Annotated in this window: 13 protein-coding genes; 7 read left to right on the forward strand and 6 right to left on the reverse strand. The window is 74.7% G+C overall.

Features of this window, described 5'->3' with window-relative positions; all coding sequences use genetic code 11:
- Window positions 1–14: 14 nt before the first annotated feature.
- The 3 genes from ACSLTV_RS11280 to rsmH are packed head-to-tail and all read right to left on the reverse strand — an operon-like array spanning window position 15 to window position 3,560.
- A complete protein-coding gene (locus tag ACSLTV_RS11280) occupies window positions 15–1,997 on the reverse strand; it encodes a peptidoglycan D,D-transpeptidase FtsI family protein (protein ID WP_432135935.1) in 1,983 nt (660 codons plus the stop codon).
- A gap of 5 nt (window positions 1,998–2,002) precedes the next feature.
- Window positions 2,003–2,551: a septum formation initiator family protein gene (locus ACSLTV_RS11285; RefSeq protein WP_432156626.1), complete on the reverse strand. Its 549-nt coding sequence runs from the start codon at window positions 2,549–2,551 to the stop codon at window positions 2,003–2,005.
- A gap of 52 nt (window positions 2,552–2,603) precedes the next feature.
- Entirely contained in the window at window positions 2,604–3,560 is a 957-nt protein-coding gene (gene rsmH / locus ACSLTV_RS11290; protein ID WP_432135933.1) for a 16S rRNA (cytosine(1402)-N(4))-methyltransferase RsmH, read from the reverse strand.
- A gap of 353 nt (window positions 3,561–3,913) precedes the next feature.
- Here rsmH and ACSLTV_RS11295 point away from each other — a divergent pair, with 353 nt between their 5' ends.
- The 4 genes from ACSLTV_RS11295 (at window position 3,914) to ACSLTV_RS11310 (ending at window position 9,610) form a co-directional block, all read left to right on the forward strand.
- Window positions 3,914–4,462: a beta-class carbonic anhydrase gene (locus tag ACSLTV_RS11295; RefSeq protein ID WP_432135932.1), complete on the forward strand. Its 549-nt coding sequence runs from the start codon at window positions 3,914–3,916 to the stop codon at window positions 4,460–4,462.
- Between the two features lie 251 nt (window positions 4,463–4,713).
- Complete coding sequence (locus ACSLTV_RS11300; RefSeq protein WP_432135931.1) at window positions 4,714–5,748, forward strand: AAA family ATPase; 1,035 nt, start codon at window positions 4,714–4,716, stop codon at window positions 5,746–5,748.
- Window positions 5,745–7,115, forward strand: coding sequence for a DUF58 domain-containing protein (locus ACSLTV_RS11305; RefSeq protein WP_432156627.1), 1,371 nt, complete (start codon window positions 5,745–5,747; stop codon window positions 7,113–7,115). The genes ACSLTV_RS11300 and ACSLTV_RS11305 overlap by 4 nt, the downstream gene beginning before the upstream one ends.
- Complete coding sequence (locus ACSLTV_RS11310) at window positions 7,115–9,610, forward strand: transglutaminaseTgpA domain-containing protein (protein WP_435612045.1); 2,496 nt, start codon at window positions 7,115–7,117, stop codon at window positions 9,608–9,610. Before ACSLTV_RS11305 ends, ACSLTV_RS11310 begins: the two co-directional genes overlap by 1 nt.
- Before the next feature lie 159 nt (window positions 9,611–9,769).
- Here ACSLTV_RS11310 and ACSLTV_RS11315 read toward each other — a convergent pair whose 3' ends face one another.
- The 3 genes from ACSLTV_RS11315 to ACSLTV_RS11325 all read right to left on the reverse strand — a co-directional run bounded on the left by ACSLTV_RS11315 (window position 9,770) and on the right by ACSLTV_RS11325 (window position 12,043).
- Window positions 9,770–10,162, reverse strand: coding sequence for a DUF3040 domain-containing protein (locus ACSLTV_RS11315; RefSeq protein ID WP_432140032.1), 393 nt, complete (start codon window positions 10,160–10,162; stop codon window positions 9,770–9,772).
- Window positions 10,163–10,450: 288 nt separating this feature from the next.
- Entirely contained in the window at window positions 10,451–11,221 is a 771-nt protein-coding gene (locus ACSLTV_RS11320) for a methyltransferase (protein WP_435612046.1), read from the reverse strand.
- A 258-nt stretch (window positions 11,222–11,479) separates the two neighbouring features.
- Entirely contained in the window at window positions 11,480–12,043 is a 564-nt protein-coding gene (locus ACSLTV_RS11325; RefSeq protein ID WP_432140030.1) for an SAV_6107 family HEPN domain-containing protein, read from the reverse strand.
- Window positions 12,044–12,316: 273 nt separating this feature from the next.
- Here ACSLTV_RS11325 and ACSLTV_RS11330 point away from each other — a divergent pair, with 273 nt between their 5' ends.
- The 3 genes from ACSLTV_RS11330 to ACSLTV_RS11340 all read left to right on the forward strand — a co-directional run bounded on the left by ACSLTV_RS11330 (window position 12,317) and on the right by ACSLTV_RS11340 (window position 15,543).
- A complete protein-coding gene (locus ACSLTV_RS11330; protein WP_432140029.1) occupies window positions 12,317–12,970 on the forward strand; it encodes a TetR/AcrR family transcriptional regulator in 654 nt (217 codons plus the stop codon).
- A 410-nt stretch (window positions 12,971–13,380) separates the two neighbouring features.
- Window positions 13,381–13,995 (forward strand): DUF4126 domain-containing protein, encoded by a 615-nt coding sequence (locus ACSLTV_RS11335; RefSeq protein ID WP_432140028.1) that lies wholly within the window; start codon window positions 13,381–13,383, stop codon window positions 13,993–13,995.
- A gap of 63 nt (window positions 13,996–14,058) precedes the next feature.
- Window positions 14,059–15,543: a phytoene desaturase family protein gene (locus ACSLTV_RS11340; RefSeq protein WP_432140027.1), complete on the forward strand. Its 1,485-nt coding sequence runs from the start codon at window positions 14,059–14,061 to the stop codon at window positions 15,541–15,543.
- The last annotated feature ends 25 nt before the right edge of the window (window positions 15,544–15,568 follow it).

The following is a 15,568-nucleotide window of genomic DNA, read 5'->3' on the forward strand; positions in this document are numbered from 1 at the left end:
GGGGTGGCGGGGGCTCAGGGCTTGAAGGTGACCGGCAGGTCGGCGGGCCGGGCGCCGGTCGGCGGGACCTGGAGCGTCTTCAGGGCGAACTCCATCACCTGCTTGAAGATGGGGCCGCAGATCTGGCCGCCGAAGTAGCTGCCCTCGGTGGCGTTCTGGATGGCGCAGTAGACCGTCACGCGGGGCTTGTCGGCGGGGGCGAACCCGGCGAAGGACGAGGTGTAGCCCTTGTAGGTGCCGGTTGCCGGATCGACGCGGTTGGCCGTACCCGTCTTGCCCGCGACGCGGTAGCCGGGGATGCGCGCCTTGTTGCCGGTGCCCTCCTGGTCGTCCACCACGGACTCCAGCATCTGCGCGAGCGTCTTCGCCGTGCGGTCGCTGACGACCCTGGTCCGCTCGGGGGCCGGGGCCGGCGTGAAGCGGCCGTCGGGTCCCTTGGTGCCGCGAACCAGGGTGGGTTCGACGCGGACGCCGCCGTTGGCGATGGTCGAGTAGACCGAGGCCGCCTGGAGCGCGTTGACGGAGACGCCCTGGCCGAACGGGATGGTGTACTGCTGCGAGGTGGACCACTTGTCGGCGGGGGCCAGGATGCCCCGGGTCTCGCCGGGGAAGCCGAGCCCGGTGGGCCGGCCGATGCCGAACTTGCGCAGGTAGGAGTACAGCACCCGGTTGGCCTCCGACTGGGTCCTGCCGAGCTGGCCGGTGGCCAGGATGGTGCCGATGTTGGACGACTTGGCGAGCACGCCGTTGAGGGTGAGGTACCAGGTCGGGTGGTCGATGTCGTCCTGGAAGAGCCGGTCGCCGCGGTGCAGCCGGTTGGGCACGGTGACGTGCGTGAGCGGTGTCGCGGCGTTCTCCTCCAGCACGGCCGCCATCGACATGATCTTGGCGGTGGAGCCGGGCTCGTAGGCGTCCCGGAGGGCGGCGTTGCCCATGTTCTCCGAGGACGCCGTGGTCAGGTCGTTGGGGTCGAAGCCGGGCGAGTTGGCCAGCGCGAGGATCTCGCCGGTGCGGGTGTCCTGGACGACGACGTAGCCGCGGTCCGCCTTGGACTTGCGCACCTGTTCGGTGATGGCGCTCTGCGCGGCCCACTGGATGTCGCGGTCGATGGTCAGCTCGATGTCGGAGCCGGGCACGGCGGGCGTCTCGGTGGAGCCCGCCGTGGGCACCTGACGGCCGCCGGACTGGGCGTAACGGATCTTGCCGTCCTTGCCGGCGAGGGTCTTGTCCAGCTGCTGCTCGATGCCGCCGCCGCCCTTGCCCTCGGCGTTGACCCAGCCCAGTATCCCGGCGGCGAGGGTGCCGTTGGGGTACACGCGCTTGCTGCTGGGGACGGCGAAGACGCCCGCGAGGACGTTGACCGTCGACCGGTCCGTGCCGGCCTTGGTGACGAGCGCGCTCTTGAGGTCCTTGATCTGCTTCCAGACCTGCGGGGTCTGCCGGCCGGCGAGCTTGGTGTAGCGGGTGTTCTCGTTCTCGGGGCGCAGCTTCTCGACGAGCGCGGACTGCTCCTGGCCGAGGATCGGCGCGAGGAGGGCGGCCGCCTGCTCGGGGCCGTCGCCGACCTTGAGCTGTTCGGCCGTGAACATGGTGGGGTCGGCGGTGATGTCGTAGGCGTCCTCGCTGGTGGCGAGGGCGACGCCGGAGCGGTCGGTGATCCGGCCGCGCTCGGCGGCCAGCACCTGGCCGACGTACCGGTTGCGCTCCGCCTTGGCGGCGTAGGTGCCGGCGTCCACGGCCTGTACCTGGAGCAGCCGTACGACGAAGGCGAGCAGGACGAGGGTCAGCGCGACGCCGACCAGGCGCAGCCGGGGGCGCGGGCTGCCGAGCCGCAGCGGGCGCGGTGCCGCCGGGCGGGGCACGACCGGGCGGCGGGCGGGCCGGGCGCCGGGGCCGGGGCGGCGCCGGCGGGCGCCCTGCGCGGCGGACGGGCGGGCGGGCCGGGCGGGGCCGGGCACCCGTCGGCGCGGTGGCTGCCGGCCAGAGGGATCGGACACTTCCGTCACCTGCCGGGGGTCGGGGTCGGGGTGGTCGGGGCGGGGGACGGGCCGGCGTCGGGCTGTCCGCCGACGGGTCCGGGGGCCGCCGGAGGGGCCGGGTCCGGGCTGAGCGCGGGCGAGGCCTGCTCGACGGCCTCGGTGAGCGTGATCACCTCCGGCGGCCGTGCGGCGTCCGGGGCGCCCGCGCCGCGGGCGGGCGAGGGGACGCCCTTGACGGTGCCGTCCGGGTGCAGGAAGGCCGGGTCGCCGCCGGGGACCATGCCGAGTTCCCGGGCCCGGCGCTGCAGCGCGTCCGGCGCCGAGTAGGAGTCGATGTCCCGCTGCAGCGCCTGTTCCTCGTCGGTGAGGCTCTTGGTGTCGCGCTGGAGGTCGTCCTTCTTGAACGCGCCCTCGCTGAGCGCGGAGTTGAGCACCAGCAGTCCGATGAGGCCGCCGCCCAGCAGCACCACCACCAGCAGCACGAAGGGCGTGCGGGCGGCCTGCGCGGGCCGCCCGGGAAGCAGCCGGGCGAGCCGGGCGGCCCGTCCCCCGGGTTCGGGCTTCCCGCTCACCGGTGCTCCCCCGGTCGGCTCCCCCGCGCTCCCCGCACGCCCCGCACCTCGCTCATTCGATGGACTCCCTGATCCGCTCGGCGCCCCGTAGACGCGCCGGGGCGGCCCGCCGGTTCTCCGCGATCTCTTCCTCGGTGGGAAGTTCGGCACCGCGCGTCAGCAGCTTGAGCCGGGGCTGGTACCGCTCGGGGACGACGGGCAGCCCGGGCGGCGCGGTGGAGGTGGCACCGGCCGCGAGGACCTGCTTGACCAGACGGTCCTCCAGCGAGTGGTACGACAGCACGGCGATCCGCCCGCCCACGGCGAGCGCTTCGACGGCGGCCGGGATCGCCCGCTCCAGGACGGCGAGCTCCCCGTTGACCTCGATGCGCAGCGCCTGGAAGGTGCGCTTGGCCGGGTTGCCGCCGGTGCGCTTGGCGGCCTGCGGCAGCGCGTCCCGGATCAGGTCCACGAGCCGGGCGCTGCTGCCGAACGGCTCCTTGGCGCGCTCGCGCACGACGGCGGCGACGATGCGCTTGGCCTGCTTCTCCTCGCCGTACGCGCGCAGGATGCGCACCAGCTCGCCCGGCGGGTAGGTGTTGAGGACCTCGGCGGCGCTGATGCCGGTGGTCTGGTCCATGCGCATGTCGAGCGGGGCGTCCTGGGCGTAGGCGAAGCCGCGGTCGGCCTCGTCGAGCTGCATGGAGGAGACGCCGAGGTCGAACAGGACGCCCTGCACGCGCGCGAGGCCGAGCCGGTCCAGCACGGCGGGCAGTTCGTCGTAGACCGCGTGCACCAGGGTGGCGCGCTCGCCGTAGGGTGCGAGGCGCTCGCCGGACAGGCGCAGGGCCTCCTTGTCGCGGTCCAGGGCGACCAGCCGGGCCTCGGGGAAGCGCTGGAGCAGGGCCTCGCTGTGGCCGCCGAGGCCGAGCGTGCAGTCGACGACCACCGCTCCGGGCCGTTCCAGGGCGGGGGCCAACAGGTCCAGGCAGCGCTGGAGCATCACCGGGACGTGTCGACTGTTGCTCAAGGGGCCCTCTCAGATCCGGCGGACGGTCCGCACCGCCGGGAGGAGACCGAGCCGTACGTACGCGCCGCGCACGCGGGGGAGACGTCCGGCCGTACCGGGGCCTCGCAGGGGGTTTTCGGAGCAGGGAGCGTCTCGCCTCCCGCTTCGCGTCACTTTAGTCCACCCTGTGTCGCGGTCAATCAACCGGCCTGCGCGTCGCCGAGCGGGCCGGAAATGAAGCGGTGCATCCGGGAATTTCACCCTACGGACGCCCTGCCACCACTCGTGTGGGTTACCTCACAGGCGGTGCGATGCCGCTCTTTTCCCCCTCTCACAGCGCGACCGGACCGACTGTGACCAGTAACGTCATGGGTATGACGACTTCCGCATCGGTACCCACCGGCTCCGGCGACGCGATAACCCGCACCGGCACCGTCACCGACCGCCTCGTCGAGGCGAACGAGCGGTACGCCGCCGATTTCACCGACCCGGGCATGGACGCCCGGCCCGTCCTCAAGGTCGCCGTGGTGGCCTGTATGGACGCCCGTCTCGACCTGCACGCCGCGCTCGGTCTGGAGCTCGGCGACTGCCACACCATCCGCAACGCCGGCGGCGTCGTCACCGACGACGTGATCCGCTCCCTCACCATCAGCCAGCGCGCCCTGGGCACCAGCAGCGTGGTGCTGATCCACCACACCGGCTGCGGCCTGGAGACCCTCACCGAGGAGTTCCGGCACGACCTGGAGATGGAGGTCGGCCAGCGCCCGGCCTGGGCCGTGGAGGCCTTCCGCGACGTCGACCAGGACGTACGGCAGTCCATGCAGCGGGTGCGCACCTCGCCGTTCCTGCTGCACACCGGCGATGTGCGCGGCTTCGTCTTCGACGTGACCACCGGTCTGCTGCGGGAGATCGACCCCGAGTGAGACCGCCCCGCGCGACGCGGGCCGACCCACCGGCCGCTCCATGTCGGGAAGCCGTCACCACTACGGCCGAAGACCGTAGGAGCGGACAAAACGTAGGCAGTTGTCCACAGGCGAGTGACACGAATCGGTAACGGCAGCAAGAATGCCGGTGGGGCGTCCCGCGGAACTTTTCCCGCGTGACGTTCGTGATTCGGGGTGGGCCGTCCCCAGCGGAGTGTCGGCCCGAAGAAAGAACGGGCCGAGGAGGGCCGGTGACGACCTATGACGAACGAGCGAGCCTTACAGATCTGACTGCCACCGTGGAACGGATCCGCAGTTCGGTGGAAGGAGTGATCGAAGGCAAGCCGGAGGTCGTGCGGCTTTCGCTGACCGTGCTGCTCGCCGAGGGACATCTTCTGATCGAGGACGTCCCCGGCGTGGGCAAGACCATGCTGGCCAAGACGCTGGCGCGCTCCATCGACTCCTCGGTGCGGCGCATCCAGTTCACGCCCGACCTGCTGCCGTCGGACATCACCGGGGTGTCCATCTGGGACCAGCAGCGCCGGGACTTCGAGTTCAAGCCGGGCGCGATCTTCGCCCAGATCGTGATCGGCGACGAGATCAACCGCGCCTCGCCGAAGACCCAGTCGGCGCTGCTGGAGTCCATGGAGGAGCGCCAGGTCACCATCGACGGCCAGTCGTACGAACTGCCGGCGCCGTTCATGGTGGTCGCCACGCAGAACCCGGTGGAGATGGAGGGCACCTACCCGCTGCCCGAGGCGCAGCGCGACCGGTTCATGGCCCGGGTGTCGATCGGCTACCCCAGCGCCGACGCCGAGCTGCAGATGCTGGACGTGCACGGCGGGGTGAACCCCCTGGAGGACCTCCAGCCGGTGGCGCACGCCCACGAGATCGTGAAGCTGATCGACGCGGTCCGCGGGGTGCACGTCGCCGAATCGGTCCGCCGGTACGCGGTCGACCTGGTCGCCGCCACCCGCACCCACCCCGAGCTCAGACTCGGCGCCTCGCCGCGCGCGACGCTGCACCTGCTGCGCGCGGCGAAGGCGTCCGCGGCCCTGTCCGGGCGGGACTACGCGCTGCCGGACGACGTCCAGCACCTCGCCGTCCCGGTCCTCGCCCACCGCCTGCTGCCCACGGCGCAGGCCCAGCTCAACCGCCGCACCTCCGAGCAGGTCGTCCAGGAGATCCTGCAGCGCACCCCCGTGCCCGCCGCGCCCCAGCAGCACGGCTACGGCATGCCGGGCGGCCCCCAGGGCTACGGCCGGCCGCCGCGGAGGCTCGGATGAGCAACGGCGCGGCCGGGCCCACGGACCATACCGGCCGGGGCGAGCCGGGCGGGCTCCGCACGGCCCTGGCCGGTCTGACCACCCGCGGCCGTTCGTTCCTGGCCGCGGGGGTCGCCGCCGCCGTCTGCGCCTACGTCCTGGGCCAGCCCGACCTGCTGCGGGTCGGGCTGCTGCTGGCGGCGCTGCCGCTGATCTGCGCGGGCGTCCTGTACCGCACCCGCTACCGGGTGGCCGGCAGCCGGCTGCTCTCCCCCGCGCGGGTGCAGGCGGGCAGCGAGGCCCGGGTCCATCTGCGGATGGACAACGTCTCCCGGCTGCCCACCGGGCTGCTCATGCTGCAGGACCAGGTGCCCTACGTCCTCGGCCCGCGCCCCCGCTTCGTGCTGGACCGGGTGGAGCCGGGCGGCCGCCGGGAGGTCTCCTACCGGGTCCGCTCCGACCTGCGCGGCCGCTATCCGCTGGGGCCGCTGCAGCTGCGGCTGAGCGACCCGTTCGGCATGTGCGAGCTGACCCGCTCCTTCTCCACGCACGACACGCTGACCGTGGTCCCGCGCGTGGAACCGCTGCCGCCGGTGCGTCTGGGCGGGGAGGCCCAGGGGTACGGCGACGGGCGGCAGCGCTCCCTGGCGCTGGCCGGCGAGGACGACGTGATCCCGCGCGGCTACCGCCACGGCGACGACCTGCGCCGCGTGCACTGGCGCTCCACCGCCCGGCTCGGCGAGCTGATGGTCCGACGCGAGGAGCAGCCGCAGCGATCGCACTGCACGGTCCTGCTGGACACCCGGGGCGTCGCCTTCCGGGGCGCCGGACCGGACTCGGCCTTCGAGTGGGCGGTCACGGGCTGCGCCTCGGTGCTGGTGCACATGCTGGAGCGCGGCTTCTCGGTGCGGCTGCTGACCGACACCGGCAGCTCGATGCCCGGCGAGGGCGCCGAGGCGTACGCGGGGTCCGGGCAGGAGTCGGCCGACGCGGCCGGGCTGATGATGGACACCCTCGCGGTGATCGACCACTCCGACGGCGCGAGCCTGTCCCGCGCCCACGACGTGCTGCGCGGCCGCGGCGAGGGACTGCTGGTGGCCTTCCTCGGCGACCTCGACGAGGGCCAGGCGGCGATCGCGGCGAAGATGCGCCGGCGCAGCGGCGGAGCCATCGCCTTCGTCCTGGACAGCGAGACCTGGATACGTGAACCGAACGGCGGTGTGCCCGAGCCGGCGGACGGGCGGGAGGAGCGGCTGCGGATGCTGCGCGAGGCGGGCTGGACCGTCCTGAGCGTGCCACGCGGCGCCTCGCTGCAGGAACTGTGGCGCCAGGCGGACCGGCAGCGCGCCGGTGCCGTGACGGCGGGGACCTACCGGGGGGAGGCGTGATGGTCAGCGGACGGGTGCGGGTCACCCTGTGCGCCGCGCTGGCGACGCTGCTGGCGGCCGGCGCCCTGTTCCCGCTGGTGGACTCCGGTTCGTGGTTCCCGCAGGCAGCCTTCCTGCTGGCGATCCAGACCGCGGTCGGCGCGGGCGCCCGGCGGGTACCGCTGCCCCGTCCGCTGACCGTGCTCGCCCAGACGGTCGCGCTGGTGGTGCTGCTGACGGTGGCCTTCGCCCGGGAGTACGCGCTCGCCGGGCTGCTCCCCGGCCCGCAGGCGCTGCGGCACTTCGGTGATCTGCTGCGGGCCGGCTCGGAGGACGTGACGCGGTTCGCGCCGCCGGCCCCGCTGTCCCCCGGCATCCAGCTGATGCTGGTCGGCGGTGTGCTGGTGATCGGCCTGATCGTGGACGCCGTGGCGGTGACCTATCGCAACGCCGCGCCGGCCGGTCTGCCGCTGCTCGCGCTGTACTCGGTGGCCGCGGGGCTGTCCACGGGCGACCGTGACTGGCTGTGGTTCCTGGCCGCGGCGGCCGGCTACCTGATGCTGCTGCTGGCCGAGGGGCGCGAGCGGCTCACCCAGTGGGGCCGGGTGTTCGGCGGCTCCTCGCGCCCGTCCGGCGAGCCGTCCGGGCCGACGGCCCCGGTGCGCACCGGCCGCCGCATCGGGGTGGCCGCCCTGGGCGTCGCCCTGGCGGTGCCGCTGCTGCCGCTGCCCGCGATCCAGGGCGGTCTGCTGGACGGCGCGGGCTCGGGCGTCGGCGTGGGCAGCGGCGGAGGGGGCACGATCTCCGCGGTCAACCCCCTGGTGTCCCTGCGCGACAGCCTCAACCTGGAGGAGGACCGCACCGCCCTCACGCTGCGCACCACCAGCGACAACCTCTCCGACCTGTATCTGCGGATCGTCTCCCTCGACGACTTCGACGGCACCACCTGGAAGCCGTCCAAGCGGCGCATCATCGCCGTCCCCGACCGGCTGCCCTCCCCCACCGGCCTCGGCCCGGACATCAAGCGCGCCGAGATCACCACCCGCATCCGCGCGGCGGACTGGTACGCCCAGGACTGGCTGCCGATGCCCTACCCCCCGAGCGGCGTCACCATCGGCGGCGACTGGCGGTACGAGCCGGTCGGCATGACCCTGGTCGGCGACCACCGGGAGACCACCCGGGGCAAGACCTACGAGGTGCGCAGCCTGGACGTGCGGCCGACGGCGGACCAGCTGAAGTCGGCGCCGGAGGCGTCCGGCCCGCTGCGCCGCGAGTACACCCGCGTCCCGGACTCGCTGCCGCCGGTGGTGTACCGCACGGCCCTCGACGTCACCAAGGGCGCCACCACCGACTACGACAGGGCGGTGGCCCTGCAGGACTACTTCGCGGTGACGGGCGGCTACCAGTACGACACCGAGGTCGAGGTCGGCGAGGGCCCGAACGCCATAGCCCGCTTCCTGCGGGACAAGCGGGGCTTCTGCGTCCACTTCTCCTTCTCGATGGCGGCGATGGCCCGCACGCTGGGCATCCCGGCGCGGGTGGCGGTCGGCTTCGCGCCCGGCTCCCCGCAGGCCGACGGCACGGTCGAGGTGAGCCTGAAGGACGCGCACGCCTGGCCCGAGCTGTATTTCGAGGGTGTGGGCTGGACCCGCTTCGAGCCGACGCCGACCCGGGGCACCACGCCCACGTACACGGTGCCGGAGGCCTCCGGGGCCCCGGTGCCGGACCTGCCTCAGGCCTCCCGCTCGGCGGAAGCCGCCCCCTCGGCGGCGCCGTCGGCGAGTTCGGGCTGCTCGGTGGCCGACCGCAAGCAGGGCGGCTGCGACCTGGCCCTGCCGCTGGACCCGGGGCAGCAGGACGGCGGCGGCCCGCCGTGGTACCAGCTGGCGGGCTGGATCCTCCTCGGGCTGGCGGCGGTGGTACTGCCGCTGCTGCCGATGGTGTGGCGGCTGAGACGGCGGTCGGTGCGGCTGGCGTCCGCGCAGCACTCCGCGACCGCGGCGACGGCGCCGCCTCCGGGGCGGGCAGACGGGCCGCGGCAGGCGGGCAGCGGTACGGCGCCAGCGGCGCGGATCTCCCCGCCGGTGGTCAGCGAGGCCGCCGTGGCGCACGTCCTGGCGGTGTGGCGCGAGCTGCTCGACACGGCCTGGGACTACGGCATCGTGCCGGACGACGCGCTCACCCCGCGCCGGGCCGCCGAGCGGATCGTGCGGATCGGTGAGCTGGACGAGGCGGCGGCCCGGTCGGTGCGGCGGGTGGCGGGCGCCGTCGAGCAGGTGCTGTTCGCGCCCGAGCCGCGCGCCGAGGCCGGACTGGCGGGCGACGTGCGCGACGTGCGGGCGGCTCTGCGGGCGCGTGCCGAGCGGCGGACGAAGCTGCGCGCGGTCCTCGCGCCGCGTTCGGCCGTCCGGGCGGTCTGGGACCTTTCGGACCGGTGGGCGGCGCTGAAGGCGGGCTGGGCCCTGCGGTGGACGCAGCTGACGCGCCGCGCGCCGGGCCGGCAGCAGACGGGCTGATCTGCGGGCCCCGGCGTACCGGGGCCGACCGCTCGGACAGTGCTGAGGGGGGTGACCGCCCGTCGGGTGGTCACCCCCCTCAGCACTGTCCGAGGCGCGCCAGATCGGTCAGGAGCCGTGCGGAACGGTCAGTGATCGCGGGAGTGGTCCCGCGGATGATCAGTGACCCTGGTCGTCACGGCGGCGCTGCCAGCGCTGCTCGATACGGTCCATCATGGAGCGCTTGGGCCGCCGGCCCTGGCCGCGAGCGGATGGGGCACCGGCGGGCTGTTCGCCCGGCTTGGGGGCCTTGCGCCAGCCGGTCACGGCGAGCACCGCGCAGCCCAGCATGACGAGGAAGCCCACCACGCTGAGCCAGACCTGCTTGGCGACCATTCCGGCCATGAGGAGCGCGATACCCACGAGGAAGCCCGCGACCGCCTGGTAGACCCGCCGTCGGGTGTACGTACGCAGCCCGCTTCCCTCAAGCGCCGACGCGAACTTGGGATCTTCGGCGTACAGCGCTCGCTCCATCTGCTCGAGCATGCGCTGCTCGTGCTCCGAGAGCGGCACGGAGTCCTCCTCATCGTGCAGTCGCCGGGGGGCGACCCGGGGGTCCCTTCAGGATAGGCAGGGAATCGCCCCCGTGAAACCCGCCCCTCTGCGCCAATTGGCCAACCGGGACCCGCCATGGCCGTCCCGGCTCGCTGAGGCTTACTTCCCCGGCGGCCGGCCCGTCATGCCGGGGCGGTCTCCCTCGATCATACGGCGCGAACCGCCCGAACGGGGGGCCTGTGGTGCACTCCATCCGCCGTGGACACGCCGATCAGCGGTGTCACCACAGGGACCGCACGGACTCACTCAGCCCTCGTGGGCCCCTTGTGTCTCGCCGAGGACGTGGAGCTGGGTGGCCACCGAGCGGAAGGCGGGCAGCTCGGCCGCCGCCTCCTCGAGCTTGAGCAGGGCGTCCAGCGCTCCGGGCTCGGTGTCGACGAGCACGCCGGGCACCAGGTCGGCGAAGACCCGCACCCCGTGCACGGCGCCGACCCGCAGCCCCGCTCCCTCGACCAGCGCGGTGAGCTGCTCGGCGGTGAACCGCCGCGGCACGGGGTCGCCGGCGCCCCAGCGGCCGTCCGGGTCGGTCAGCGCCTGGTGGGCCTCCTTGAAGTGACCGGCGAGGGCCCGGGCGAGGACGGCGCCGCCGAGGCCGGCGGCGAGCAGACTGAGGACGCCCTCGGCGCGCAGCGCGGCGACGACGTTGCGGACGCCCTCCGCGGGGTCGTCGACGTACTCCAGGACGCCGTGGCAGAGGACGGCGTCGTAGCCGCCGCGCTCGACGACGTCGAACAGGCCGTGGGCGTCGCCCTGCACCCCGCGCACCCGGTCGGCGAGGCCGGCCTCGGCGGCCCGGCGCTCCAGCGCGAACAGCGCGTTGGGGCTGGGGTCGACGACGGTGACCCGGTGGCCCAACCGTGCGACGGGCACCGCGAAGTTGCCGCTGCCGCCCCCGGTGTCCAGGACGTCCAGGGACTCCCGGCCCGTGGCCTTGACCCGGCGGTCGAGGGCGTCCTGGAGGACCTCCCAGACCACGGCGGTACGGAGTGAGGCGCGGGGGCGCTGCGGGTCCGACACGGCAGTTGACTCCTCGGCGCGGCACCGCCTCTTGCGCGGCGGAGCGAACGGGCTGCCTCCCCGCCCCGGGCCGCGGGACGGGAAAGCCTTTCAGGCGCCCTCCACCCTATTGCCTCGGCCGCCCCACCTGGTCATCGCCGGGCGACGGACAGGGTCCGACGCCCGCGCGGTACGGCGCGGCGGACCACCAAGGGCCGCCCGGGCCGGGCCACGCCCGGTCCGCACCGCGCGCCCGCCCCGTCCGCCCGGCCGCAGGGGTCAGCCCGCGTCCGGCATCTCGTGGCGGGGAGCGGGACCGGGCGGCTCCTCACCGGCGCGGCGCGGCGGGGGCAGGACCGGCTGGAGGACCAGCAGCCGCTCGACGAGGCGGATGAACATCGCCACGTCCCGTATCAGGTCGTCGGCGTCGCGGCGGCCGGCCGCACCGGGGATGCCGGCCTCGGCGCGGGCCCGGCGCCCGGCGCCGGAGGCGAACAGCGCGCTCCACTCGGTCAGTTCGGGCGCGATCTCGGGGAGCACTTCCCAGGCGCTCCTGATGCGGGCCCGGCGCCTGGGGCCGGTCTCGGGGCGACCGCGGGCGGCGAGCACGGCGGCGGCGGTGCGCAGGGCGGCGAGGTGGGCCGTGGCATAGCGCTCGTTAGGGGTCTCCAGGGCGGCGGCCTCGTCGAGTCCGGCGCGGGCCTGGGTGAGCAGGTCGAGGGCGGCGGGCGGGGCCGTGGCCCGGCGCAGCACGGGATGGACGTCGCTCGCGGGGCCGGTCAGTGAGGGTGCAGGGCCGGTGGCGCGGCGCCGGCGGGCGGCGGCCGCGTGATCGCGGGCCATGACGAACCTCCTGTCGTCTGGGTGACGGCACGCACTGTCCGGTGGTGCCGTATGTGCCCATCGTGAGGTATGCCACTGACAATCCATTCTGACCTGGGCTTTCGCTTCGAAGAAGGGTTCGGGTCGAATGTCGCGCCGTGGTTTCGCGGGCCGGTTCCGGCGCCTTTGCGCGGGCGGTCGCGCGCCGGGGCCGCCCGGGGCGGGGCCCGTGCCGGGCGCGACCGGGGCGGGGCCCGTGCCGGGCGCGGCCGGGGCGGGGGGACAATCAGGGGCATGGAAAGCAGCACCACGCCGGGCGGCCGCCCCCGCCGCGAGGCCACCCGGCAGAGGCTCTACGAGGCGGCCGTCACCCTCATCGCCGAGCAGGGCTTCTCCGCGACCACGGTGGACGAGATCGCCGAGCGGGCCGGGGTCGCCAAGGGCACGGTCTACTACAACTTCGCCAGCAAGTCGGTCCTCTTCGAGGAGTTGCTCCGGCACGGCGTGGGCCTGCTCACCGCCTCCCTGAGGGAGGCCGCGGAGCGGACCGCGCGCGAGGGCGGCTCACAGGTGGCCGCCCTGGACGCGATGATCCGCGCGGGACTGGTCTTCATCGACCGCTACCCGGCCTTCACCCAGCTGTACGTGGCCGAGCTGTGGCGCACCAACCGGACCTGGCAGTCGACGCTGACGGTGGTCCGGCGGGAGGCGGTGGCCGTCGTGGAGGAGGTGCTGCGCGCGGGCGTCGCGGCCGGTGAGTTCAGCGCGGAGATCGACGTGCCGCTGACCGCGGCGGCGCTGGTCGGCATGGTGCTGGTGGCCGCGCTGGACTGGCAGGCGTTCCAGCCGGAGCGGTCGCTGGACGACGTCCACGCGGCGCTGTCCCTGCTGCTGCAGGGCCGGGTGAGCGGGGACCGGGGAGTGCGGGGCCGCCCCGCCTCGGCCTGAGGCGGGGCGATCCGGCGAAAGCGCCGGTCCGTGGCAGCCGCGTTCCCCCAGGGCCGTCACGAACCGGCGCTTCCCGGTGCACCCCCGCACCCCCGCACCCCCGTCTCCCTCGGTTTCCCGGGCCCCCGTGTCCCTTGGTTCCCCGAGCCCCCGTGCGGTCGTCCTCGCTGCTCCCCCGCGCCTCGCTCCCGCCGACCGGGCCGGCGGAAGGAGCGGTCCAGGACCGGCGCCGTTCCGCCGCCCCGTGTCGGCGGTGCCGGCGCCGGGTCCCTTCCCGTGCCTCCACTGTCCCGTCCGGGCGGCCCGGACCCCATCCGCGCGGGTACTCATCCCGGCGCCTGAGTACCGGTGCTCAGGGCTGTGTGCGCAACCTCAGGACGCGCCGCCCGGCGCTGGATACGATCGCCCCCGTGTCCGTACTCCCCCTGCTCTTCACCAGCGGCTGGGCCAGCGGCGTCAACGCCTACGCGGTGGTGCTGCTGCTCGGCGTCTTCGGCGCGACCGGCGTGAGCGACGACGTCCCGCAGACCCTGCAGCGCCCGGAGGTGCTCGCGATCGCCGGGCTGCTCTTCCTCTGCGAGGCGGTCGCCGACAAGATCCCGTACGTCGACTCCGGCTGGGACATGGCGCACACGGTGATCCGCCCGGCGGCCGGCGCCTGGGTCGCGGCGCTGCTGGCCGGGCAGAGCGGCTCGCTGTCCGAGGCGGCGGCCGGCGCGCTCGGCGGTTCCACGGCGCTGGCCAGCCACCTGGTGAAGGCCGGGACGAGGATGGCGGTCAACTCCTCGCCCGAGCCGTTCAGCAACGTGCTCGTGAGCCTCGCCGAGGACCTCGGGGTCGGCGCCCTGGTCACCTTCGCGATATTCCACCCGACGGCGGCGGCGGTCATCGCCGGCTCGCTGCTGCTGCTCGGCCTGGTGACCCTGTTCTTCCTCGTCTCCCGCATCCGCCGCTTCCTGCGCCGCAGGGCCCAGCGCCGCGAGGAGCGGCGCGTGGCGGCCCGCGCGGGGACGGCGCCCTGGTGAGCCGCCCCCGACCGGCACCGGCCCCCGGCGGGACTGCCGGCGGCGGCGGATAAAGTCCCTGGCATGGCACGAATCGTGGTGGTCGGCGCCGGGATGGGCGCGATGGCGGCCGCTGCCCGGCTGGCCGTCGCCGGCCACCGGGTGGTGGTCCATGAGCGGACGGGGACCTACGGCGGAGCGCTGGGCCGCGTGGAGCGGGACGGCTTCGCCTTCGACACCGGACCGGCGCTGCTGCCCCTGCCCGCTGTCCACCGCGACCTGTTCGTCAAGACCGGCAAGGAACCGCTGGAGCGGTGCGTGGAGCTGGTCCAGGTCGATCCCTGCGCGCACCACGTGTTCGCGGACGGCACCGAGGTCTCCCTGCCGAACGCCTCCCGGTCGGGAGTGGTCTCGGCGCTGGACGAGGCGCTCGGGGCGGGCGTCGGGCGGCGCTGGGGCGACTTCCTGGTGCGGGCCCGCGAGGCGTGGGACCGCACCCGCCGGCCCCTGCTGGAGGAGCCGCTGTGGCCCGACTGGTCCGTGCTGGCCGAGCGCGAGCCCTACCCGGCCGTGCCGCACAGGAGACTGCTGCGCACCCGCCGTGCGGCCACGGTGGCCGAGACCGGTGCCTGGGAGCTGCGTGACCCCCGGCTCGCCGCCCTGCTGGAGAGCCATGCGCTGGCGTACGGCCTCGATCCGCGGGTCGCCCCGGCGAGCGCGGCGGTGCTGCCGTACATGGAGCACGCCTTCGGCATGTGGTACGTGCGCGGTGGGCTGAGGGAGTTGGCGCGTGCGGTGTACGAGCGGTGCCTGGCCCGCCGGGTGGAGTTCGTCTTCGAGTCCGAGGTCGTCCGGGTCCTGGAGAAGGACGGGCGGGCGGCGGGCGTCGAACTCGCCGACGGCGGTGCGGCGGAGGCGGACTTCGTGGTCGCCGGCGTCGCCCCGGGCGCACTGCGGGCGGGGCTGCCCGAGCGGGCCGGGGGCGAGGTGGCGCCCCAGCGGGGGATGCCCGGCCGGCTCACCGTGCTGCTGGCCCTGCGGGGCGGGCGCCCGGCGGGCGTGGCGCACCGGACCGTGGTGCATCCGGCGGACCGTGCGGGCGAGTTGGAGGCCGTGTTCGACGCGGCGCCCGGGGCGTCGTTCGCTCCGACGGTGACCGTGCTGCGCCCCGACGACCCGGCGCTGGTCCCGGACTCCGGGCACGAGGCGGTCACGCTGTCCGCGGTGGTGCCCGCCGGCGACGACCGTGCCGAGGAGCGGGTGGCGGCGATGCTCACCGCCGCCGAGCGGGCCGTACCGGGGCTGCGGGAACGGGTCCTGTGGCAGGAGGTGCGTACCCCGGCGGATGTCGAGGCGGCGACCGGTGCGGCGGGCGGGGCGGTGCCGGCGCCCGCGCTGGCGGCGGCCGGGGGCCGGCTGCTGCATCCCGCCAACTCCACCGCGCTGCCGGGGCTGTTCACCGTCGGCGGCTGGTCGCATCCCGGGGGCGGGCTGCCGCACGCCGGGATGTCGGGCGCACTGGTGGCGGGGCTGATCGTGGAGGGTCCGGAGTTCCGGGGCTCACAGTGACCCCAGGTCCTCGGCACCCCGGTCC

The organism is Streptomyces sp. bgisy159, from assembly GCF_965341775.1.
GTDB lineage: Bacteria > Actinomycetota > Actinomycetes > Streptomycetales > Streptomycetaceae > Streptomyces.